This window comes from Eisenbergiella tayi (assembly GCF_001881565.1).
GTDB lineage: Bacteria > Bacillota > Clostridia > Lachnospirales > Lachnospiraceae > Eisenbergiella > Eisenbergiella tayi.
Window position 1 is genome coordinate 591,539 of the sequence record NZ_MPDJ01000001.1, and the last position, 24,216, is coordinate 615,754.

The window sequence follows — 24,216 nt, forward strand, 5'->3', positions numbered from 1 at the left end:
GGGCAATGCTGTATCAGTCATTGTAAGTATTCTGATAGGCTGCCAGCTGAAGCTCTTCCATCCTGGTATAACCTGCCGCATCCATTTCGTCCAGAAATGCTTTCCAGTTGTCTTCGTTCAGTTCCTTCGTTCCTCTGATAAATGCGATAATTCCCGCGTCACAGCTGTCTTTCAAAGATGCAGTCAGTGTGGCAAGCTCCTCAGACTGCTCATCCGAATAAATTATGTTAATGCCATATTGTAAATGCTCATCTGTAAAAAGCTTTAACGCCGCATCCTTTACAATTTCTGAGTTAAAGGAATAAAATGCAGTGGTATCAAGCGGTTTGCAGATAGTGAAACGGTCGCTTAAGAAGCTCCATTCCATCTCTCCGTCCGGTTTTGCCAGTTCCTCATCATAGCTGACAATATATTCCTTCTGTCCGTCTTTTTCTTCATAGCTGATGCCTTCCACACCCCAGTTCGCCAGAGTCTGTCCCTCATCACTGTAGAAGTAATCAATAAACTGAATAATTGTCTTGGCCGTTTCTTCTGATGCCTTTGCATTAATAACGGTTGCTCTTTTCTGATTATATCTGGTATCAGTCTGAACCTTCATGGGATTGCCGTCTGTATCGTTGAAAAAGTCCATGATAGCCATATTGTAATCCGGATCATAATTCTTGCCTTCCAGATTAAATGCAGCCGGTCTCGTGTAAAAGTCAAAGCTGATGGAACCGCGTCCTTCCCACATTGCCGCTTCCCAGTCTCCTTCAGAAAATGCACCGGCTATCCATTCGGGATTAATCAGGCCTTCGTCATACCATTTTTTCATGGTTTCCACCATGGTATAAGCGCCATCCGCATGAATGTCGTATCCCAGTTCCACGTTGTTGTAATAAAATCCGTTGGATTCCTCTGCCGATATATTGCTGTTACAGTTAAAAAGGCTCTGGAACCGGAGCGGCGTTTCACGGCCGTTCAACGGATAATAGTTGGGAACATCCTTATAGTAAGCCTTTAAAGTACGCAGTGCTTCTGTAAAATCATCCACAGTTTTGATTCCGGATACATCCACACCTGCCTTGTCAAAATGATCCTGACGGTAAAAAATGAAGCTTCCTTTCTGGATCCCTTCAACCAGAAGTCCATAGATAGAGCCATCCTCATTCGTTACCAGCGATTCATAATCCGGATTTGCATCCAGGTATGCCTTAATATGAGGGGCATATTCATCAATCAGAGGCCTTAAATCATAAAATGCACCCTGGGCTCCATAAATATTGGCCTGATCCTGTTTGCACATGGTGGAATCCGTTAAGGTATTGCTCAATACCATCTGATCCACTTCCGTATAAACATCGTTTTCCACACTGGTGCCTTTTTGATATTCCACAGTAACACCGGTTCTCTTTTCCGCCTCCTTGTACCATTCCAGATCGTTAATCCAGTCCACAAAGGTAGAACGCAGATACATCGTATACGTACCGCCGCTTCCCACATAACCGTCCGCATCACTCTCTTCTGATCCTGTCGTGCTGCTTTCTGCTTCCGTGGAAGCCGCTGTGGTATTCCCTGTTCCTTCCGCTGCCGCAGGTGCGCTTTCCGCTCCTTTGCCGCCGGATCCGCATGCGGTCAGGGATGCTGCTGTCATAGCCAACGCTACAATAATGGAAATAACCTTCTTTTTGTTTCTCATAACCCAATCCTCCTAGTTTGTTATTTTGGCTTCCGCCATACGTATGGCATAATCCATTGCATTCATCAGACTTAATTCATTTGCGCTTCCATCGCCTGCGTGGCCCTCTCCTGTGCCATGATCCACTGAGGCCCTTATAATCGGCAGTCCCAGCGTAACATTGATGCCCGCAACCGCATCCCACTTCTGCCGTTCCTGATTATAGACAAAGCCTTTCACCTTCAGCGGAATATGCCCCTGGTCATGGTACATAACCACCACAATGTCATACCAGCCTCCTAATGCTTTGGAAAATACCGTGTCCGGCGGAGTCGGTTTCCTTTCCGGGATACAAATCCCCAGGGCCAGAGCTTCATCAATGGCCGGCTGGATTTCTTCGATTTCTTCCCTGCCGAATAATCCGTTTTCCCCGCAATGCGGATTCAGTCCCGCAACTCCAATCTTAGGATTCTTAATCCCCAGCGCCCGACAGCCTTTATCGGCTATTTTGATAACCTCCAGCACTCGTTCCTTCTTTACCCGATCACAGGCTTCTCTTAAAGAAACATGGGTGGACACATGCACCACCCGGAGATTTTCATGGGCAAGCATCATGGTGTAATGGGAGGTTCCTGTATAATCCGCATAAATTTCCGTATGTCCCGAATAATGATGTCCGGCTAAATTAATATAATCCTTATTCAGGGCATTCGTAACCGTTGCATCCACCGTACCATCCATAGCCAGCTGAATAACCTTCTTTACATATTGGAACGCCGCTTCTCCGCACATTCTATGGCTTTCCAGATATGCCTTCTTCACAGCCTCCTCTCCCACTTCTTCCTCTATTTCTTTCCAGTCCTTCATGTACAGCCTTTTGGAAACATCTACAAGTCCCATATCCAGCACATCGATCGTTCCAAAAGCAAATACCGCATCTTCCACTTTACGTATGGCATGAATCCGGAATCCATACGCGCCTTCCACCATTGATGCAGCGGCTTCCATACAAACGGCATCCCCGATGACTACCGGCCTGCATCTTTCATATATCTCCGGCTTCATCAGTGCCTTAATGGTGATTTCGGGTCCGTTACCTGACGGATCCCCCATGGTAATTCCAAGAATCGGTTTCATTTAAACTCCTCTCCTACCTGATGCCGGCCTCTCTGCAGTCTTTAAGTACCTGTTTAATCGCTTCCACTCCTTCCCGGGGAATCTGATGAAAAGGACTTCTGCATTTTCCTACCGGATAACCCAGCAGTTCCACTGCGGTTTTAACCACTGTGTTGGGATTTCCATATCGGAATGTATTCCGGAAAGGCCGGATATTATCCTGCGCTTTTCTGGCGGCATCCAGATTTCCAGCTATGAAATTCTCGTATATCGCCGCCATATTTTCAGGAAATACATTCGCACATCCTGCTATTCCTCCTGCTCCGCCTGCCAGCAGATTCCACAGGATAAGAGAATCATTTCCCGAAAGGACACAGAATTTCTTCCCTCTGGTAAGCTCTATATATTGGAGCATATTATCAAAATTACCACTGCTGTCCTTTACCCCCGCAATATTATCAATATCCGCAAGCCGCGCCACCGTGGCAGGAGCCAGCGCATTTCCGGTCCTGGCCGGGATATTGTAAAGCACAATGGGAATATCAACCGCTTCGGCTACCTGTCTGTAATGGATATACAATTCTTCCTGAGATGCTGCCGCAAACCAGGGAGTTATCACCGATAATACATCTGCTCCCAGCGCCTGTGCCTTTTTGCTCATCCTTATCGTATCCTTCGTGGACACACAGCCGGTTCCTGCATATACAGGCACCCTTTCTGCAGCTGTCTCTATTACCACGGAAAGTACTCTTTCCTTTTCCTCCTCGCTGAGTATATAGCCTTCCCCATTGGTTCCCAGCGCAAAAATGCCATGGACCCCACTTTCAATAAGACGGTTTACCTGATTGGCCAGTTCCTTTTCGTTGACAGCTTCCTCCTCATCCATTGGTGTTATGATAGGAGGAATAATCCCTCTGATCTCAGTCATCCTCTTTCCTCCTGCCGCTGATAATTTCCCGATAAATTTTCCTTGCATCCTGAGGTGTTACCTTCTTCTTATTATTGTCAAGAAGTCGTGTCACCTGCATACCAGCCTCCACCAGGCTGTCCAAATCTTTTTCCTCCACATGGAACTGCTCCAGGGTAACCGGTACCTTCAGGTTAGCTATAATTTCTTCCATCCTGCTTAAAACCTTATCCGCCTTATCCCCAGCCCTTATGCTTCGTTCCCCCAGCTCCGTCATATCATAAATCTGAGACAGTTCTTCCAGACAGGCATCTTTATTAAAACGCATAACAGGCATAAGAAGAATCGCATTGGAAATACCATGGGCTATATGATATTTTCCTCCCAGCGGATAGGATAAAGCATGTACGGCGGTCGTGCCGGACGAGGTTATTGCGGCTCCCGCATAAAAGGCCGCCAGAAGCATATTATTCTTTGCAGCTGCCGCTTCCGGATTCAGGCAGGCTTCTTCGATATTACGAAATATGAGCTTCACCGCTTCCCCTGCAAATAAATTGCTGACAGGATTAGCTTTGTTGGAGGTATAGCATTCCACCGCATGGGCCATTGCATCGATCCCCGTTGCTGCCGCAATCGGCAAAGGAAGCTTTTTTATCATGCTCCCATCCAGAATCACATAATCCGCAATCATTGCCGGATTCACAATGCCCACCTTCAATTCCTTTTCCGGTACTGCAACAATACTGTTGGGAGTAGCTTCGGAGCCGGTTCCTGCGGTTGTGGGAATCAGTATAGTATCTGTTTTCTTCTTTCCCAGCAAAGGCTCGTCCAGTAATTCCTTCACTCCGTATTCCTCTGATGCGGCAACCGAAGAAAGCTTTGCAATATCAAGAACGCTCCCTCCCCCAATCCCGACAATCACATCGGCTCCCGATGCTTTGAACTCATCAATGACCTTCTGTGCCTGAGCATAGGTAGGTTCCGAAGGCAGTTCGTCCAGAATAACAATATCCACACCGGCCTCTTTCATATACTTCACAGGTTCATCCAGCAGTCCGGCTTTCTCAATCCCCTTATCCGTAAACACAGCCGCTTTTTGATATCCGCTCAGAATTCCCCGGAGCTGCGAAAGCGCGCCCTCACCGCAATAAACATTTCCGGGCATCCTCAAACAATATTGTGCCGCCATTCCCACCACATCCTTTCTCCCACTTATCTTCTGTTAAATTTACGAGCTTAACCAATAAATCCTCTTCTCCAAAACCTCCTGACTTGGAAATCACTTTATAATGTTTTCCCTGCAGCTTCATATCGGAATATACAACTCCTTTATCCAATTCACAAAGAAGAGAAATCTGTCTGCACTTCACTTTTTTTATAAAATGTATCAGGGTATCTCCGCCGATAACCATAATGGTTGCATCCAGGCCTCCCTTTATTACTTCTCCCAAAATTTCGCCCAGCCTGTCTGCTATGTCAACCCGAGCCTCTTCCAGTGTCCTGTTTTGACTGCCCAGATATTGATTCACACGCTCCATCTCCGACTGTGTATCTATCATGCAGGCGCCTTCACGGACACATGTGCTGATAATACCGGCTATCAGCTTTTTCCCCTGCAATGTATCAAGATATCCCTGCTGCAGCTGCTGTTCCAATGTAAGGGTAATTCCGGATATTCCCGCCTGTTTCGCATATGCTATCTGTTTTTTTGAAATATCATTGATGCTTCCGCACATAATCAGCAGCGGTTTCCTTACGGTCTCTTTTTTTCTTTCATGTCTGAATACAGGCAGATATTCGGTTACTGCAGAAGCAAACCCGGCACAGCCTGCCAATACCCTCAGACGTCCTTTTTCCTGCAGAATCTCTGCTGTCCTCTTTAAATCGTCATCTGAGGAAGCATCAAAGATTGCTATTTGTTTTTCTCCCCTATTAATCTCTAGTTCCTCCGGACACCTGTATTCCCTGACTATATTTTGGTATTCCCCGAACAGTTTTTTTACCCGGGAACAGGTAACCGGTTCAAAGGGATCCTGCCCAAAAACACTTTCTGTAATAGGTATACCGTCAATATAACTCACCCCATTCTTCACAATCCTGTGCATTTCGGGAAATGCCGGCAGAAAAGCAAGAAAACTTTCTTCCGATGCATCCAACACAGCTTTAATTTCCTGGGCTATATTTCCTCTCAGACCGGAATCTGTTTTTTTGTACAAATATGTAATTCCTGCCTCCCTCGCTTTTCTTGCAAGCCTGTAAACCACATCATAAGCTTCCGGCCCCGACAAATGTCTGGTTTCCGTATCCACAATAAAAACTTCTGCTGAAGGATAATCTCCAAATTCCATGTCGGTATCTGTCATGATTTCTGTCCTGGCCCCATATGCGGCGAACTGTATTCCAGTATCCAGTGCCCCGGTAAAATCATCCGCAATTATCAACAATTTTTCCATGACTCCCACCTTAATTTCAAAGATGTTTCAAATCGAAACACTTTTGTTTTATTTTCATTTTCCTGCACTTCCATTACCAATAGAGTTTTTTGTATATTTTATATAAATTATTGGTCTGTTACGCAATGTTTTTATCTAATTTACACTTAGTCTAGCAATTTACTTTCGTTTTATCAACGAAACAAAAGGCAAATAATCGAAATAAGTGTTTTATATTGAAACATTTACCAGAATAAATATCCATTATTCTGTAGTAATATTGTAAGGAGGAAGAGGAATGAAGAAAATAAAAGTACTGGGGATTGCCCCTTTTGAAAGTATGAGCACCCTTATGCTCCAGGCAGGTGCCAAAAGAAATGATATTTCCCTCACTGTTTATACAGGAGATTTGGAAGACGGGGCTGCAATCGCTTCCCGATATACACAGAATGATTTTGACTTTATTATCTCACGCGGAGGGACTGCACAGCTGATCCGTCAGGTAAGCAGCATACCTGTGATAGAAATTACTATTTCCCTTTACGATCTGCTCCGGTGCATCCAGCTGGCGCAGAGCGCGTCGAACCATTATGCCCTTATCGGTTTCCCGAATATCACTAAAAATACCCATTTTATCAATACCCTTCTGAATTATAAAATGGATATTTATACCATTCACAATCAGAAAGAAGCCGAAAAGGTGCTGAAAGATATTGCATCCTCCGATATTGAGGTTATATTAAGTGATTCCATCAGCAACTCTCTGGCAAAGTCCTATCATTTCCGTTCCATATTGATAACTTCCGGTACGGAAAGCATCGATGCCACCTTTGAACAGGTAGTTTCCTATGGAAACATGTATAAAGAAACACTTCACCAGAGCAAAATGTTCCGCTGTCTTTTGGAAACTCATCCGTTTGATGTCTATGTATTCAGTCCCGAAGGGGAAATGATTTACCATTCCAGAGATGATTTATATTCCAGAGAGCTGACGAATATCATGGCAGGGCTTGTCCCCTCCGTCATAAAAGACGGACAGAAAAAGGTATACCGGAAATACTCCGGCATCCTGGCTTCTATTTCGGGATCCCTGAAGAAAATAGACGAGGAAGATCTGATCCAGTTTTATGTGAATTTCAGAAAGGTTCCCCTTTCCCTCCTGAAAAATGGGCTTCATTATCTGGACAAAGAGGAGCTGCTTAATAATGCGGAAAATTTCTATCTTAATACGGCCCCTCAGCAATTCATTGAAAGCCTGACGAAAGATGCCCTCAATTCCCGTTCCCCATTATTTGTCCTTGCCGAAAGGGGAATGGATAAACAGCATTTTGTGGAAATGCTTTATCTGCAGAGCAGTGAACAGAATAATCCTCTGGCCCTGATAGACTGCTCCCGTCTGCTGAACAGCCGGAACTGGGATTACCTGATGCAGGATATGAATTCCCCTTTGAGCGATACCGGCACCACCATTTACATACGGAATATTGATTTGCTTCCGGAGGCGCACTTTAAGGAACTGTTATATACCATCAAAGACACAGGGCTTCACAAACGAAACCGTATTATTTTTGAATTATCCCATAAAGAAAGCACACCCTATCCGGATCGGTTTGTATTTACAAAAAATATTCTGAACTGTGTAACCATTGAAATTCCTCCCTTACGGGAAACAAAAGAATACATTCCTCATATGGCCGGGCTTTTCATCGGTACCTTTAATGTTGATTTCGGTAAGGAAATTGCAGGCTTTGAGCCGGAAGCCCTCAACATGCTTCAGGAATTCGACTGGCCGTTTAATTATGCACAGCTGCGCAGAGTGATCACACGCCTGGGGAACATCACCGAGGAACCTTTTATAAAGAGCACCGATGTCCGAAAAGTGCTGCTGTCAGAGGAAAAAGAAGCCAGGCTTCAGACTTTGGTTCCTTCTTCCTCTGAAAAACATGCCAATCTGAATCTTCACCGCACTCTGGAAGAGATTAATCGTGAAATCGTGGAGCTTGTCGTAAAAGAAGAAGGCGGCAATCAAAGCGCGGCAGCAAGGAGGCTTGGAATAAGCCGCACTACACTCTGGCGCATATTAAAGCTGTAATTTTAATACTCTTATTCATCTGATATTCTGCATTTCCCTGAAGTCAAATGGTTCTCCCGGCAGAAAGAACGGATATCAAATATTACCAATATACAGGCCAGTACAGCAGTCAGAGAATTGCTGGCCATCATGACAATACCCACGCTTTCACTTCCTAACGAAGTGAATCGCTGAAGAATCCATAACAACAAAATACGGAATAAAAACAGCCTGCACACATTGATAAACAGGATTTTCCGTGTTTTTCCCAGACCGTACATAAATGCCATGACTGAAGCGCCTATCCCCCAGGGAACTATGGTCCCCAGTGCATCATAACGAAAAATATTACGGATAATATCCCTGAATTCCGCATTCAGCCCATGGGAGGAGCTGGCATATAAATAGCTGAGTGTATCAATGGAAAGCAGGCTGATGATCAGTCCCGCACTGCCGAAAAGCAAATTGATCACAAAAATTTTCTTAAATGCCTCCAGGGCTCTTGCAGGTTTCCCTGCTCCCAGGTTCTGGCTGATAATAGCCGCACAGCCTTCCTGATATCCGCTTTGGGCATTGGAAAAAATTCCGGTAATATTATTACATATCCCCAACGCTCCCACGGTAAGGGAGCCATATGCACTGCACATGGAATTCACAATAACCTTTCCTGCGGAAAAAGCCGCCTTTTCCACAATGAGCGGAAACGAAATCTTCAGCAGAGGAGCCACCGCTTTGGAATGCAGGCAGACATTTCCCATGGAAAAACGGAAGGAACTCCCCTTTTGGCTTATATTCTTCAATCCTATAACCATTAGAACGGCCTGAGAAATCACGCTGGCTATGGCAATCATGGTAATTCCGCTCTCAAGCACGTATACAAAAAAAGCAGTAAACGCCAGTTTAAGAACAATAACAATCATATTCAGCCGGAAAATACGTTTCGTATTGCCCCTCGAGCGTTCCACTGCAATATATGCATTGTTAAAAAAGGCCACCGCTAATCCTGCCAGTTCGATATTAAAATAGGTGCTTCCCATGGCAATCAGTTCTTCCGGTGTCCGGGCTGCTTTCAGAAGAATGCCCGTAAAAGGAATACATGAAAGCAAAAGGATATCCAGAATTCCCACCATGGCAAACAGATTGCTGACCCGCTGCTTAACCAGGCCATAGTCTCCTGCCCCATATGCTTCGCTGATTTTCAGGCTGCTGCCCATGGAAAGCCCCATCCCTATGGCGGAAACCGTAATATTAATCTGGGAAAGATAGGCTACTGCACTGACAGCTTCCGCATTAATATGGGAAGCCATCAGAGAGTCAAGCATTTTATATAAGGTATTCAAGGCCTGATAAAAGGCCAGCGGGGTCCCTGTCCGTAGCAGCACCTTCCAGAGATTTTCCTGCAGGGCATAGTCTCGGAAAGCCTCTTCCTGCTCCAAAGCGTTCTTTTTCATAATATTACCTCAAGGCGCCCAAGGCCCTCACAGTTTCCCCTTTCCTCCCCGTCTACAGAAACAGTGAGCTTTCTGTTTTCTTTTTCCAGGCAGACCCTGATATCATGCCCCTGAATGGTGAGATTGTTAAGGCAGAAATGTTCCAGCCCGATATCCAGCGGTTCCACAACAATTTTCCCCGGATATACAGATATCCCGGCAATATACTTTACCACCAAATCAATATAATACGAATGGCTGTAATCCACATCGTCACTGATACATTCCCCGGTCATACTGTTATAATGCTCTACAAGATAAGGAGTCTCCCCATCTCCGCCATAATAGTGAAGTCTGGTGAATTTCATAAAATACCGGCCGAAATCCTTATCCCATTCATGTCCTTTTGCCAGGCTCTCTCTGCCTATCCCGTCCAGTATAATACTGTTGGCATAAGGCCAGGCCGGTCCATCCCATATGCAGCCGTTTCTTCCTTTAAAGAACTGCCCCATCCAGCCTCCCTCCGGAGTAAACACCTTACATTCCTTACTTACGGAAGGGAAGGGACAGCCGGTGTCAAATTCCTCTGAGAATAAGGTTTCCATACATTTGACATGATTTTCGTCCGTTATCCCTGCAAAAAATGGAAAAGCTCCCACAATATTTTTTACATATGCTTTTTCATCTGTCTGATAATGCAGGTCATAGAAAAAACCACTTTCTCCGTCCCACATTTTTTCCAGGATATCTTTCTTAATTTCTTCTGCTTCCTTCCGGTATCTTTCTTCCTCCGGATCACCGCAGACTCCGCAAAGATACGCAGTGGCCAGCGTATTCAGATAATGATATACATTCCTGTCCACACGTTTTAAAGGCGTGAATTTTTTATTATCCCGGCAGTCGAGGGGAAAGTCATGAAAATACCAGTAGCTGGGCTGGTATTCCATTCCGGTAAGCTGATGGACATATTGGATGAGCAGAGAATCTTCCTCATTGCCGTATACCTTTTTCCATGCTTCCCTTTGCTTTTTCACTACAGGAAGCGCTTCCTGTGCAAAGGCTTTTTCTCCGCTGACCAGATAATACTGCCACACCGACCAGCCAAAAAAATTGGCATAAGGATTCCCTCTCCCATCTACCCTGGCACAATGGAATTCTCCCGTTTCGTCCTGATTGTCCCGCATGGTATGCAGAATAGAGTTTCCATACTCTTTATCCTGATACCAGCGCAGATCCAGAAGGTGCATGGGTACGCTCAAAGGTATCAGCTTGGAAAATTCCCATCCCTCCGGCTTATACGGAATTTTGCTCATTTTATGGGAACGGCCTTCGCAGAAATATCGTTCTTTTAAATTACCGATCCCGGGTTCCATCATATTATGCCGGAATATAAACCAACGGTATGCCCATGTTTTATCAATCACGGGATTATCCGATATGAATTCCGGCGCTTTATCAAACCAGGATTGATACTCTTTTATGTGAATATCCAGCCCTTCCTTTCCGCTGCGGAATTTCTTACCGATTTCCCTGCAGGCTGATTCCATCCGTTCCGTTTCTTCTTCCAGACAGATTTGTACTGCCACGCAGAGATCCTTTTTTTCTCCGGGAGAGACTGCCCACTCCCTTTCTTTTATCCGCTCCCCATTACAAAAATAAACGGCAGCTAACCTTTTCCCGTAAGTCGTGGGAAAACTGCCGTCCTCCGTACCCAATTCCAAAAAGAGGGTAAAAGGACTGTTTCCTGTATTTTCCCATGTCATACAGGAAACTGCAGTGTCATATATGGTTATAAATTTCCGTTCCTTCAGCCGTATTCCCTCTTTTTCAAAACGTAATGTAATGTGGCTCGGTTTCCATGTTATTTGGGAAGGTTCGTACTCTTTCACCGCAGAACATCGGATTCGGAAAAGGGAAGGGATATTTATTTTGTGAATAAAATCTATCCTTCCGGAAAACCCGGGCTCCACATCCAGATAATCCGCCCAAAGCCTGAGTCCGCTGGCATCCATTAACACTTTTTCAGGATTCGTACGCAGTCTTCGTCTTTTTCCCTCCAGTATCGTATCGATAATCATAGTCATATCAATTACCTCCTCCCTATTTGTAACCATACCGCAGGGCTTATAAATTAGCAAGAAAACGACTGGGCCTATCAGTTACAAAATTAAACAATCTGCCTTCCTCCGGGCGAGATAAAAAACACCGGAGCCGCCTTTTAGTTGCTGTATTTATTCAATTGTGCCAATAAGCCAATCCAAAACATTCATCCGTCGAATGCCTTCATAATCCGCTTCAGGATCTTCATCAAGCGTCAGTATGATTTTGGGATAGTGATCCGTTATTTTTTGAAGCGGCGTTAATTCCCTCTTCAAAGTTGTTTCATCCCGTACGGAAGCGGCAACCTGATAATAAATGGTCTTTTTGGGTTCCATGGCAACAAAGTCAACCTCCAGTTCATCAACTTTACCCACAAAAACATCATAGCCTCTGCGTAAAAGCTCCAGGTATACCACATTTTCAAGTATGTGTCCCACATCAGTGGAACGGGAACCAAGCAGCATATATCTCATACCAATGTCTACTACATAATATTTTTCCAGGGTTTTGAGATATTGTTTTCCCTTAACATTATATCTCTTTGCCTGATAGATAATATAACTTTCCATAAGTGCCCGAAGATACTTTTCAACCGTTTTTACATCGATTTTTCTTCCATCTGAAGTCATCGTATCGGTAATCTTTTTAGTGGAAAGGGGATTTCCAATGTTATCGAAAACAAATCTTGCAATGCTTTCAAGCATCATGGTATCTGAAAATTTATGCCTCACAGAAATATCCTTGACTACGATTGTATTGTAAATACCATCAAGGTAATCTTTGAGTTCTCTCGGCTGTCCTGACAGCTCCAATGCATATGGAAAGGAACTGTTTTCAATATAAGAGGTATATTTTCGTGCAAGTTCACTGTTATTTCCCGTGCTGCCCACATATTCCTTAAATGATAATGGCAGCATTTTTATTTCCACATATCTGCCGGCAATCAGCGTCGCGATTTCAGAGGAAAGCATATAAGCATTGGAACCCGTGATATACAAATCCACATTCTTTTTTATATGGAGACTGTCAATTACCCCTGCGAAATCTTCACAATGCTGTATCTCATCCAAAAAAACATAGGTCATTATATTTTCCTTCAGACGTTCCTTCACATAGGTATGGAGTTTCTTCGGATCACGCAGCTCATAGAAATCATAATCTTCAAGATTAATGGCTATAATCTGTTCCCCCGTTACTCCCTGTTCCCTCAAATAATCCTGATAGATTTCCATTATCGTTGACTTTCCGCATCGACGGACTCCGGTAACCACCTTAATAATCTTTTTGTCCCTGAAAGCAATAAGTTTATCCAAATATTCTTTTCTTTCAATTCTTTGAATGGCCATGATAACCTCCTAAACCCATTTTGTTATATTCTATTCCAAAAACTATTTAAATGTCAAATGTTTTTGGATTCTATTCCAAAAACTATTATTTTTCAGCATTTTTCACCAAACAATTCCAAATGTATTCCCAGAGGCCAGCTATTCTCAATTTTCCGTAAATTACCCACCGGCAACCAGTCTCCCGGTTCCATCCAATATTTCCCCTCTTTATCCATTTACATCTGCCCCCGCCCCTGCTATTGTATAAGTAACAAGAACAACACGACAGCTATTATTTTACCCAGCCAGCTGCCCGCGGCAATAAAGGAGGTTCCCCATGGCCCAGTCACAAATCCTGCAGCAAATCATCACTAATATGGAAAACGTAATCGTAGGAAAAAGAGAGGTCATTGAGCTGGCCCTAATCACCCTGCTTTCGGACGGTCATCTTCTTCTGGAAGATGTTCCCGGCGTGGGGAAAACCACCCTGGGAAAGGCTCTGGCCCAGTCTATCCGCTGCAGCTTCGCCCGCATTCAGTTCACCCCCGACACCCTGCCCGGAGACGTGACGGGCATGTCTATTTATCAGATGCAGACCGGGGAATTCCGTTTTATGCCCGGCGTGGTTATGAACGATATCCTGCTGGCCGATGAAATCAACCGGACCTCCCCGAAGACACAGGCAAGCCTGCTGGAAGCCATGGAGGAACGGCAGATTACCGTAGACGGGAATACCCTGCCTCTGCCGGAGCTTTTCATGGTTATCGCCACACAGAATCCGGTGGAACAGCTGGGCACCTACCGTCTTCCCGAAGCACAGCTGGACCGTTTTCTGATGAAAATTTCCATGGGCTATCCGGAAAAGGAGAAAGAGGAGGCCGATATCGTCCGCCGTGCCCTGAACGGAGAACCGGTAAAACAGCTCTCCCCGGTAACCACCAGGGAAGAAATCATAGAAATGAAAAAAGAACTCCGGGATGTCCGGGTTCATGATGATATTATGAGCTACGCCGTGGAAATTGCACGGAATACAAGAAAAAGCAGATATCTCACCCTGGGTGCCAGCCCCAGGGCCGCCATCGCTCTCGTCCGGGCCGCCAGAAGCCGGGCCTACCTGGAAGGCCGCAGCTTCACCACGCCGGAGGACGTAGCCGCCCTTGCCCAGCCGGTGCTTCTCCACCGGCTGATCCTGTCGGCGCAGGCACGTCTGGAAGGGAAAAAAGAAAAGGATGTGCTGCAGGAAGCCATGCGTGCAGCAAAAGTGCCTGTTTTATGAAGAGAAGGAAAAAGAAGGGAAAACGCCTGAAAAACCGATGGGGCAAGCTCATTTATCTGCTTTTCCTCATCGGTTCCACAATCCTGGTCAGCTTCCGGGGAGGAAATATTTCCTATCTGCTTTTTTATTTTGCACTCCTGCTGCCTGTACTGGCTTTTCTCTATTCCCTGTATGTTTTTAATCGTTTCAAAATTGTCCAGGAGGTATCCCGGGTGGTTGTAAAAGCCCAGGAAGTTCCTTACAGGCTGCTGCTGGCTAACGAAGATATCCTGCCTTTTACCCATATCCGCCTGCATTTCTTTTCCGATATGGTCCGTATGAAGCCTGAGGATACCGGCGTGATTTCTCTGCTTCCCCACGAGGAAATCAGAGTGGATACCAAAATGTACTGCAAATACAGGGGAACCTATCCGGTTGGTGTGAAAAGCGTGGAAATAACGGATTTCCTCGGCCTTTTCACCATTCCCTACCCGATGATGTCACAGATCCGCCTGACGGCCAGACCACGTATTATTCCAATGGAACAGCTGAAAATCGTCCTGCAGGAGCAAGATCCCAAAACCTCCCTGTTTCCGGTATCCCGCCTTCAGGATCTGCCAGATTATGAGCTTCGTTCCTATATTCCGGGAGATTCCATGAAATATATCCATTGGAAAAATTCCGCCAGAGCGGGAGAACTCCTTGTCAGGAAGCAGATGCCGGAGGAACTTTTTGACACCATTCTTATTATGGATTTGGCTCCCGCGGATGGGGCACCGGTATCGAAAGACACTGTCGATGACCAATCCTCCATGGAAAAAAGACTTCAGCGGGAAGATAATATCATAGAAACCGCCCTGTCCTTTGTCCACGATTATTATTTAAAGAATATCCCTATCCGTATCCTTTTTATGGAGGACACGCTGCGGGAAATTCTGGTGGATGAAAGCACAGGGTTTGAGCCTTTTTATGATAAGTGTTCCGACCTCTCCTTCACTTCTCCTTATCCTCCGGAAAAAGTATGGGAGGTCTTCCTTTCTTCTGAAGACAGGCCCAATGCCTATATCCTCGTAACCGCTTCCGTCACGGATGCCCTGGCCCGCAGTGTGGCCGAGAAACAGCTGGCCGGAAATGAAGTACTGCTTGTCAATGTGGGAGAGCTTTCTTTATGAAACCTGGATCGAACCGACTAAAAAAAGCATATGCCCTTATTGCTGCCTCCTGCCTTTGTACCGGAAGCCTGCTTATCCTGAAAAGCTTTTGGGAGCTTTATACAGGTACTCTTACCGCAGGGGCTGCGGATGCTCCTGCTGCCTTCTTTCTGCCCGGACTGACGGAAACGGAAAGCATCAGGGCGGAGTTTTTTTACTCTCCCGGCTGCCTTCTTCTTTTTTCCGCAGTCTGTCTGCTCCTTATTACCTGGTCGGAAGAAAAAAGGCTCCGTCTACCTGTATGGGGCGGTCTGTTTTTATTAACTATCCTGGCCGAATTATTTGTGTTCCTGCGGGGGCGTAATATTACAGGGATATCCTCTTCCGAGGCCGCAATTTCTTCCGTTAATCCGGCCGCCGCACGGGAACTGTATCTGCTTTTTGTCATCACCGCTCTTTTTGTTCTGCTATGCGGTTTTATGGCTTATATATCGCTGGGAAGGCTATGGCTGAAAGGACTGATCCTGTTGTTCCAGATAAGCATTCTCGTCGTTTATGCTGTCTTCCGGATTTCCTTTTCCAAGCTGGGGATTGCCCTGATTCTTTTCTGCCTGCTTCTTTTTATGGCGGAAACAGCCGCATGCTTTATCAACCGTGGGAAAGAAACGGCATCTGTTACCCTCAAAAAAGGGCTTGCCTTTTTCTTTTCCCCTCCATCGGAAAATATACTGTATCTGACGCCGGTCTTCCTCGCCGCCGCCCTGCTCCTCACCCTGATCCCTGCGGGAGAAAAACCGGTGCGCTGGGACACGCTGCGTTCGATTGCCGCCGTACTGGAAGAAAAAACAAATGCCCTGCTTGTCCATACCAACTATATTTTTTCAGGAAGCAGGGATACCTACGGCCTTTCTTTCACTGGCTACAGCGGTGACGGCAGTGTGGAGGGCAGTCTTTTACCCGCTCCCTCCTCCCAGCTTTCCGTAACGGGCAGCAGAACCAAATCCCCGCTCTATCTCACCGGCACCATACATGATTTTTATAACGGACACGGCTGGGAGCAAAGAGCGCTCGATAAAAACTATTCCGGAGAAGAATATCTGCTGCAATACCAGCAGCTGGAATCCGCATTAGCCCAAAGCAGCCTCACCCCGGAGGAACAGTCCTCCCTGATCCGCACCTGCCGGTTTGAGGTAAAATATGAAGGTCTGAAAACAGAGACTTTATTTTTCGCCCCCTATACCAGTAAATTTGTATTCACCAAAGGCAAGCCGCCGGATACCCGCTATGACAGCCTTGTCCTTCCAAAGGCCCAGGGAGTAGGCTACAGCTATACTCTTTTATGCCTGGATGTGGACTGGGGAAGCCCTCTGATACAGCAGCTTCTCCGTCAGGAAGCCTGGGCCCAGGCACCGGTTTCCGATGAAAATCAGCGCAGACGGGAAGCTTATATCTATCAGAATTACACGGTCCTGCCGGATACGGTACCCTCAAGGGTTTATGCACTGGCGGAAGAAATCACGCAGGGCGCCTCCACTGATTACGACAAGCTGAAGCAGATAGAGGTCTGGCTGAGCGGCCTGGCCTATACTACCTCCCCTTCGGTATGCCCCAAAGGACAGGATTTTACTGATTATTTCCTGTTTGACAGTCCCGAAGGCTACTGTACCTATTTTGCCACAGCCATGGCGGTCCTGGGGCGCTGCTGCAAGATTCCCACCCGGTACGTGGAAGGCTATATAACCACCGACACACGCAGGGCTGACGGCCGGCAGGTCTATCTCACCGGAGACAACGCACATGCCTGGACAGAATGCTATATCGACAATGTCGGATGGATTCCGTTCGAACCCACGCCTCGTTACTATGAAGCGGCCGCCGCCGCGTGGAGCCAGCCTGCAGCCCCCGCAGCTTCCTCCTCAGGCCTCCCGGGTCCGTCAAAGCCGGAACCGAAAATGGAACAGGAAACCGCTGCCGAAATCCAGCCTTCCCCGGCTGCATCTTACCTTTCCCTTCATGGTAAGTCCATTATCATATATGTTGGGGAAGTTCTTATCCTTTTGCTGGTGCTGCTCCTTCTTCTGATGCTGTTTCTTTTCTGCCGGAACCGGCTCCGTCATCGTGCCTACAGCCAGCTCTGTGCAGCAGAAAAGCTGGAGGCGGGGATGAAAAAAGCCTTATACCTGGGAGAGCTTCAGGGCATATGGCTGGAAAAAGGGGAAACCTTATCCTCCTATGGCAAGCGTGCAGGCGGTATCCTGGATACTCCTGAGTGTCTGTTTGCCGACATCATTTATTTGTATCAGAGTGTACGTTTTGGGAGTGTACCGGCATCAGAGGAGCAGGTACAAAAAACGGAGCTTTATACACAAATGCTGGAGAAACAGTATCTCTTCGGCTGCGGCAGGATGAAAAGACTGCTTTACCGGCTTAAATAGTCGGGAGAATAAGCAACGGCAAAGGGGGATTATTCTCAAATTACATAAATAGAGATGCCGTTTATTTCATTTTGGGTTCGTTTTCCGGATTTCAGTCAGTCTGATCAGGAAACGAACCTTTTTGCTTGACAAAACACAATATATAAGATACAATAAATGCGTACACGAGAACGCAAGAATAAATACCATGAGGATTACGAGAATACATTTTTGCGGCATACATATTAACAAATAAAAAGATAAAGGTTTTATATAATATGAGCATAACGACAAAGGATCTCGCCAAAGTCTGCGGTGTTTCCAGAACTACTGTTACAAGAGCACTTTCCGGAACAGGCCGCATCAGCGAAGAAACCAAGAACCGTATTTTGAACATGGCAAAAGAATTGGATTATCAGCCCGATCTCCTTGCCCGCAGCCTGGTTAAAGGAAGATCCATGACTATCGGCGTAGTCTTATGTGATTTAAAGAATATGTTCTTTCCCAGTATCATCGATGCCATGGAACGGGTCGCACGTGACAATGGTTATCTGCTGAACATCACCTTACATGACAACAGCAAGATTTTAGAAGAAAATATAATCACCCAGCTTGCCGGCCATAAAATCGACGGCCTCCTCCTGGATCCCGCAAGCCGTGAAAAAGCACACTACGATTATCTGAAAAAACTTCCTTTCCCGGTTGTTATCATCGGCGGTGATAGACTGGAAGACCTATCTTTTGTTGGTAATAATGAATTTGAAGCTGCCGACAGCGCCGCCAGATTTATTGCGGCGAAGGGATATCATTCCCTGCACTTTGTTTTCCCCGGATTTGAAGGAAAAGAAGCCGATTTTTACGGCGGCCACAGAGAACGGCTGAACGGCGCGCAGGCTGCTGCCGCAGGCTGTAATATGAGTTTTTCCGTCCTTGGTGATCATGATTATATGGAACAGGCGGCCCGGATTACTTCAGCTGCAAAGAACGCAGGGGAAAAACCCGCCTTTCTGTGTTCCGGTGATATTTATGCAGGATATATCATTCTCAATCTGCAAAAAAAAGGCTTCACTGCCGGAGTGGATTATGGAATCATGGGGTTTGACCGTCTTGATCTGATGCAGATGCTTCCCATATCTCTCGCATCCGTTGAAAATAATGTGGAACAGATCGGAAATGAAGCGATCGGCCTGCTGCTTGATATGATTGAAAATGACAGGAAAAAACAGACAATTTATGTGCCTTACCAGATTATTGACGGAACTTCTTTATAATCCTGCGGCTGATAAAACAGCCGTTTATAAGTCAAATACCCTGCCGCAAGCAACGTGGCATCAAATTTGAAGCACCGTGAATGGCAGGATATTTAATCCTCGCGGCAATCGCCAAATGAATACTCTGCCATACCCGTTTGGTTCGTTGATCACAGAAATAATTTTAGGTTTTTTTGTAGCTGCGTACACGTGTACGCATCCATATATTACCACTTAAGTAAAGGGAGGCCTGTCATGCGCAAAGCAAAAACATCCATAAACCAAAAAAGAAAACTCATCTCTATCCTTTTTATCCTGCCAACATTCCTTCTGCTTTTCCTATTTATAATAGTTCCTATCCTGTATGGCTTTAAAATAAGCTTTCAGAACTACAATATAGCAATGCCTGCATCTACAAGAATCTTCTGCGGCCTTGCGAATTACAAAAGTGTCCTGTCAAATCCTGATTTCAGACATTCCTTTTCCTGGACACTGGAATTTGTTGTCATCGCGGTAACAGGAACCGTTTTTCTTGCCATGCTGCTGGCGCTGGCACTCAATTCTCCCAAAGTAAAAGGATTTATCGGACGGCTGGTAAAAACAGCATTTATTCTTCCCATGATGCTTTGTCCTTTGATTGTCGCCAATATATGGTACATCATTTTTGCTCCTAACTATGGCCTGGTCAATTCTACTCTTTCCAGAATCCAGATGTCTACCATCAGCTTTTTCGGTGATACCTTCTGGGCCAAATTTGCTGTATTATCCGTAGAATTCTGGTGGGGAACCCCTTATGTCATGATCATCCTTCTGGCCGCACTGACCACAGTCCCCGCCGAGCTTCTTGAATCCGCGGCACTGGAAGGAGCCAACAAGCTGCAGGTATTTTTCCATGTAACCCTGCCCTGCATTTCAAACTTTGTTGTACTCGTGGTCTCCATACGTCTCATGGACGCCCTGCGTATGTTTGATATCTCATACGCCCTGACAGAAGGAGGACCTGCTAAAAGCACACAGACACTGGCCTATTTCATATATGAAACCGGCTTTAAATATTTAAAGGTCGGAGAGGCGTCTGCCGCGGCTTTCCTGCTCTTTTCCATGATTATAATAATTACCTTTCTGTTTCTGAAAATCACAGATAAGCTGGTCCCGACAGACCTGTAGGAGGTGCGTTATGAAAGATAAAATAGGAAGCTTTTTGTTCAAATTATGTCTGTTGGCGGCAGCGGCAGCATTCCTTTTTCCCATATTCTGGACCTTTACCATGTCCTTTAAGGAACGGACGGATATTTTCACAAATACTCCTCCCCTGTTTCCCCATACCTGGACTCTGCAGAATTTCCGTGAAGTATTCGGGACAAGCGGCGCCTTCACTTTCTTTAAAAACAGCTTCTTTGTTTCCCTGTGCACTACCGTGCTTGTCGTTCTTTTTTCTGCCACATGCGCCTACGGCCTGCAGCGGCTTTCCGGAAAAAGCAGCGAACGGTTATCCGGAGCTATCCTGATGCTTCGAATGATTCCGGTTATGGTAATGACTATCCCCTTCTACCTGCTCTTTAAGCAGCTGGGCTGGATCAATTCCCTTCCTGCCCTGACGCTGTGCTACACCGCCCTTTCCCTTCCTTTGGCGACCTGGCTGTGCATGGGCTTTTACCGGAATATTCCGGACAGTATTTATGAAGCGGCCGTGGTGGACGGTGCCAATGAATTTCAATTATTTTACAGAATCGGCCTTCCCCTAATCGCTAACAGTATTGTTGTAGTCGTACTGCAGACTTTCTTTTTTGCATGGAATGAACTCACTCTCGCCATGGTATTGATTAATAAGGACGCAAACCGAACCATGGCTGTCGGCATCAAATATTGGGCGGCAAATACGCTGGAAACGCCTTATGCGCGTATGGCTGCCGCCGGCATGATCTGCATTGTTCCCACCGTGATCATTACCATCTTCGCACAGAATTATCTGGTGAAGGGCTTTGTAAGCGGTGCGGTCAAGGGATAAATATGATTTCAAGCGCATAACGCGCGGAAAGGGGTACACATGAAAAAGAAAACCTTACTCGCAACATTAACGGCAGCCGCCATGCTCGCAGGGCTGCTCACGGGCTGCGGCAGTCAGCAGCCGGAAACACCTGCACCCCAGGAAAACACGACGCAGTCAGAAGGTTCTTCCGAAGCTTCCGGCGAACCGGCTGTTTCCGCCCAGAATTCAGATGCCGCCAAAGCAGAAGCCTTCGGATATGAACTGAATCTCAATCCGGGCGGGAGCCTAAACGGACAATATGCAGGACAGACCCTCACCGTCTTCTGCTGTACCGGTGAATTTTCCGAACCGCTCCAGGAATCCATTGATGCTTTCCAGAAGCTGAGCGGTGCAACCGTAAACCTTTATATTTACAGTTTTGATGAACTCAACTCCAAAATCGCACTGGCCCTGGCCGGAGATGAAGAAATGGATATCACCTGCTTTGTAAGCGCCTACATGGATACCTTTAACAGTGTGGGGCAGCTGGCAAACCTGACGGAGCTTTCCGATCAATATGGTTCCCCTGACTATAACTGGAATGGATTCTCCAAAGCACTGCTTGAAAGAACCAGTGATTCTGACGGAGTTTTTGCTGTTCCCTACCAGGTTTGTGAAATGATGGGCTTTTATCGGAAAGACCTTATCGAAGATCCTGCCATTCAAGCCGATTATAAGGAAAAAACAGGAAAGGAGCTGACCGTTCCTGAAACCACAGACGAGCTGAAGGAAATAGCCGCCTATTTCTCGAAAAGCGAAAATCCTGATTCCCCTACCACATATGGATTTCTGTCACAGGGTGTGACTAATGCTGCCATGTGGTCCTGGATGTCCCGCCTGGGAAGCTTCGGAGGAACTATGTTCGGCGATGACTGGACAGCTGAATTCAACAGCCAGGCCGGTATTGACGCCATGAATTATAACAAGTCCCTTCTTTCATACGGTCCGGCCAACTGGAATGAATATGGCTTTGATGAAGTGAACGCCATGATGGCCTCCGGCGAAGTTTTTATGTGTGAAAACTGGAGCAGCGCTTACCCCTCCATCAATGCAGGAGATATGGCCGGGAAAATCGGCTGCTGTGTTACCCCTGGAAACAGTCCCGTTATTTCCGGCTGGAGCCTGGGAATCAACGCACTCTCCGAAAAACAGGAACTCGCCTGGAAATTCATCGAATTTGCCACCTCGGAAGATGGCGAAATGACACGGATTGACAACGGTGTGGCACCTGCCCGTGATATAAACATTCAACGTCTCATGGATGCCGGAGAAGATGTGGGTTACTATACTGCAATTACAGACAGCCTGGGCTGTGACAAAACCTGCTGGGGTGATATCTGCCTTCCTTATCTCGGTTCCCAGGGAAGCTCCATCATAGACACCTACACACAATCCATGTACAAAGGCAGCATATCCGCAGAAGATGCCTTAAACAATATGGTATCGGAAATTGATACCGCCCTCAAATCTGTGGGAATCAATCACTAAAGGAGCGACATAATGAATCGTATTACAATTTATCCGGAGCATGTAAAAAACAAAATAAGTCCTTTTCTGCTCGGTCATTTCGCAGAACAGTTTCGCGGGAATATACCCGGCGGCATATATATGCCTGAAAATCCCCTGTCCGATACGGACGGGATGCGGACTGATGTTATTGAAAAGATGAAAGAAGCAGGAGTTACACAGATTCGATGGGCTGGTAATTTCAGTTCCCATTATCATTGGATGGACGCAGTGGGGGACAAACTGCTGCGTCCCGCAAAAATCAATTTTGCCTGGGGCGGAATTGAAGATAATGCACATGGTACCGCGGAATTTATCAAGCTGTGCCGCAAAGTGGGTGCAGAACCTGTAATCGGGGTGAACATGGGCAGCGGCACTCCTGAGGAGGCGATGAACTGGGTGGAATACTGCAATGGTTCCGGAGGCACCTATTATGCCGATCTCCGGAAATCCCATGGCTATGAAGAACCCTTTCATGTGAAATACTGGTGTCTCGGCAATGAAATGTATGCACAATGGCAGTTCGGCGCTTTGAATGCGGATGATTATGCAAAAGAAGCGGTTCATTTCGCCTATGCCATGAAACGGGTTGATCCTTCCATCAAACTGACCGCAGTAGGACTTGAAACCGATCCTGTATGGAATTACAAAACAGTGGAAAAGCTCAATGTCCGGCAGGCGCCCTATGCGCCGGAAGCCGGAGAATACATAGACTATATCTCCGCCCACTATTATCCCATCGGAAACGATAGCGCCTACGCCAATTCCGACTACCGCACCCGCATGACAATGGGAGAATTCTTCCATGAACGCACCATTTTAATGCGTCACGCAATTGAAAATGCCGCCGATGATTCTGAATGTCCGATCAAAGTCGTGTGGGATGAATGGAATCCCATGGGGGAAAGAGACGGAAGCGAATTCACTCTGGAAATGGCTCTTTGGTCATCCACCATCTTAAACTCCTTTATCCGGGATTCCAAATATGTGGAAATGGCAAATTACACCTTCTTTGTTGGAGGAAACGGTCCCATTCAGGTTACGGAAAAAGGGATGCTGATTCAGCCCGAATTCTATATGATGAAGCTGTATGCAGACCATTTGGGTGACAGCCTGCTTGAAAGCTGGAACGATGTGGAAAAGGTAACCATTGATATGCCGGTAGATCACCGATGGCCCAAATATGGCATGATTCAGAAAAAAGAACGTCAGATACCGCTTCTGGACGTGGCGGTCACACGCGCAACAGATGATTCTGTCACCGCCTTTGTAACCAACGTCAGCCCTGATCAGGAAATGGAAGCCCTGCTTGAACTGAAGGAATGCCGCCGCACATATAAACGTCTTGCGGTCTCCACTCTCTGGCATCCGGATCTGCATGCAGATAACACGCAGAATCCGGATGAGGTGAAAACCGTTTCCCGGGAACTGCCTCTGGAAAATAACGCATGCCGCATAACTTTCCCGCCGCACTCCATTAATACTGTTACCTTCTTACCGTAACCATTGTTTTGCAGGAAAATAGGCAGCCCTGAAATATCATTTCAGGGCTGCCCTTCTATCATTCTGTATC

General features: G+C 46.3%; 17 protein-coding genes. 9 read left to right on the forward strand and 8 right to left on the reverse strand.

What is annotated here, in order from left to right:
• Positions 1-13: 13 nt before the first annotated feature.
• Genes BLA28_RS02440 through BLA28_RS02460 form a run of 5 tightly spaced genes read right to left on the reverse strand, consistent with a single transcriptional unit; the run spans position 14 to position 6,133 of the window.
• Positions 14-1,678 (reverse strand): type 2 periplasmic-binding domain-containing protein, encoded by a 1,665-nt coding sequence (locus tag BLA28_RS02440; protein ID WP_069155880.1) that lies wholly within the window; start codon positions 1,676-1,678, stop codon positions 14-16.
• Positions 1,679-1,690: 12 nt separating this feature from the next.
• Positions 1,691-2,794 (reverse strand): PdxA family dehydrogenase, encoded by a 1,104-nt coding sequence (locus BLA28_RS02445; protein ID WP_044970338.1) that lies wholly within the window; start codon positions 2,792-2,794, stop codon positions 1,691-1,693.
• 13 nt (positions 2,795-2,807) lie between these two features.
• The gene (gene dapA / locus BLA28_RS02450; RefSeq protein ID WP_044970340.1) at positions 2,808-3,701 is read right to left on the reverse strand and encodes a 4-hydroxy-tetrahydrodipicolinate synthase; all 894 of its coding nucleotides are present in this window, start codon (positions 3,699-3,701) and stop codon (positions 2,808-2,810) included.
• Positions 3,694-4,869 (reverse strand): iron-containing alcohol dehydrogenase, encoded by a 1,176-nt coding sequence (locus tag BLA28_RS02455; RefSeq protein ID WP_069155881.1) that lies wholly within the window; start codon positions 4,867-4,869, stop codon positions 3,694-3,696. The genes dapA and BLA28_RS02455 overlap by 8 nt, the downstream gene beginning before the upstream one ends.
• Complete coding sequence (locus tag BLA28_RS02460; RefSeq protein ID WP_069155882.1) at positions 4,820-6,133, reverse strand: four-carbon acid sugar kinase family protein; 1,314 nt, start codon at positions 6,131-6,133, stop codon at positions 4,820-4,822. Before BLA28_RS02460 ends, BLA28_RS02455 begins: the two co-directional genes overlap by 50 nt.
• Before the next feature lie 277 nt (positions 6,134-6,410).
• On the opposite strand from BLA28_RS02460, the gene BLA28_RS02465 reads away from it, so the two are divergent.
• Positions 6,411-8,204, forward strand: coding sequence for a sigma-54-dependent Fis family transcriptional regulator (locus BLA28_RS02465; RefSeq protein ID WP_069155883.1), 1,794 nt, complete (start codon positions 6,411-6,413; stop codon positions 8,202-8,204).
• 11 nt (positions 8,205-8,215) lie between these two features.
• Here the strand turns inward: BLA28_RS02465 and BLA28_RS02470 are convergent, their stop codons facing one another.
• The 3 genes from BLA28_RS02470 to BLA28_RS02480 all read right to left on the reverse strand — a co-directional run bounded on the left by BLA28_RS02470 (position 8,216) and on the right by BLA28_RS02480 (position 13,059).
• Entirely contained in the window at positions 8,216-9,634 is a 1,419-nt protein-coding gene (locus BLA28_RS02470; protein ID WP_069155884.1) for an MATE family efflux transporter, read from the reverse strand.
• Positions 9,631-11,697, reverse strand: a complete 2,067-nt coding sequence (locus BLA28_RS02475; RefSeq protein ID WP_069155885.1) for an MGH1-like glycoside hydrolase domain-containing protein — start codon at positions 11,695-11,697, stop codon at positions 9,631-9,633. Before BLA28_RS02475 ends, BLA28_RS02470 begins: the two co-directional genes overlap by 4 nt.
• A gap of 147 nt (positions 11,698-11,844) precedes the next feature.
• Complete coding sequence (locus BLA28_RS02480) at positions 11,845-13,059, reverse strand: ATP-binding protein (RefSeq protein WP_069155886.1); 1,215 nt, start codon at positions 13,057-13,059, stop codon at positions 11,845-11,847.
• Positions 13,060-13,375: 316 nt separating this feature from the next.
• On the opposite strand from BLA28_RS02480, the gene BLA28_RS02485 reads away from it, so the two are divergent.
• From BLA28_RS02485 to BLA28_RS02520, 8 genes are all read left to right on the forward strand, one after another.
• Positions 13,376-14,314, forward strand: a complete 939-nt coding sequence (locus BLA28_RS02485; protein WP_069155887.1) for an AAA family ATPase — start codon at positions 13,376-13,378, stop codon at positions 14,312-14,314.
• Entirely contained in the window at positions 14,311-15,465 is a 1,155-nt protein-coding gene (locus BLA28_RS02490) for a DUF58 domain-containing protein (protein ID WP_069155888.1), read from the forward strand. Before BLA28_RS02485 ends, BLA28_RS02490 begins: the two co-directional genes overlap by 4 nt.
• Positions 15,462-17,879: a transglutaminase-like domain-containing protein gene (locus BLA28_RS02495; protein ID WP_069155889.1), complete on the forward strand. Its 2,418-nt coding sequence runs from the start codon at positions 15,462-15,464 to the stop codon at positions 17,877-17,879. The genes BLA28_RS02490 and BLA28_RS02495 overlap by 4 nt, the downstream gene beginning before the upstream one ends.
• Positions 17,880-18,136: 257 nt before the next feature.
• Entirely contained in the window at positions 18,137-19,129 is a 993-nt protein-coding gene (locus BLA28_RS02500) for a LacI family DNA-binding transcriptional regulator (RefSeq protein WP_069155890.1), read from the forward strand.
• A gap of 234 nt (positions 19,130-19,363) precedes the next feature.
• A complete protein-coding gene (locus BLA28_RS02505; protein WP_044969302.1) occupies positions 19,364-20,275 on the forward strand; it encodes a carbohydrate ABC transporter permease in 912 nt (303 codons plus the stop codon).
• Positions 20,276-20,285: 10 nt separating this feature from the next.
• On the forward strand, positions 20,286-21,116 hold the full coding sequence (locus tag BLA28_RS02510) for a carbohydrate ABC transporter permease (protein WP_069155891.1): 831 nt from the start codon (positions 20,286-20,288) through the stop codon (positions 21,114-21,116).
• 39 nt (positions 21,117-21,155) lie between these two features.
• Positions 21,156-22,625 (forward strand): ABC transporter substrate-binding protein, encoded by a 1,470-nt coding sequence (locus tag BLA28_RS02515; protein ID WP_069155892.1) that lies wholly within the window; start codon positions 21,156-21,158, stop codon positions 22,623-22,625.
• Between the two features lie 12 nt (positions 22,626-22,637).
• Positions 22,638-24,146 (forward strand): alpha-L-arabinofuranosidase C-terminal domain-containing protein, encoded by a 1,509-nt coding sequence (locus BLA28_RS02520; RefSeq protein ID WP_069155893.1) that lies wholly within the window; start codon positions 22,638-22,640, stop codon positions 24,144-24,146.
• The last annotated feature ends 70 nt before the right edge of the window (positions 24,147-24,216 follow it).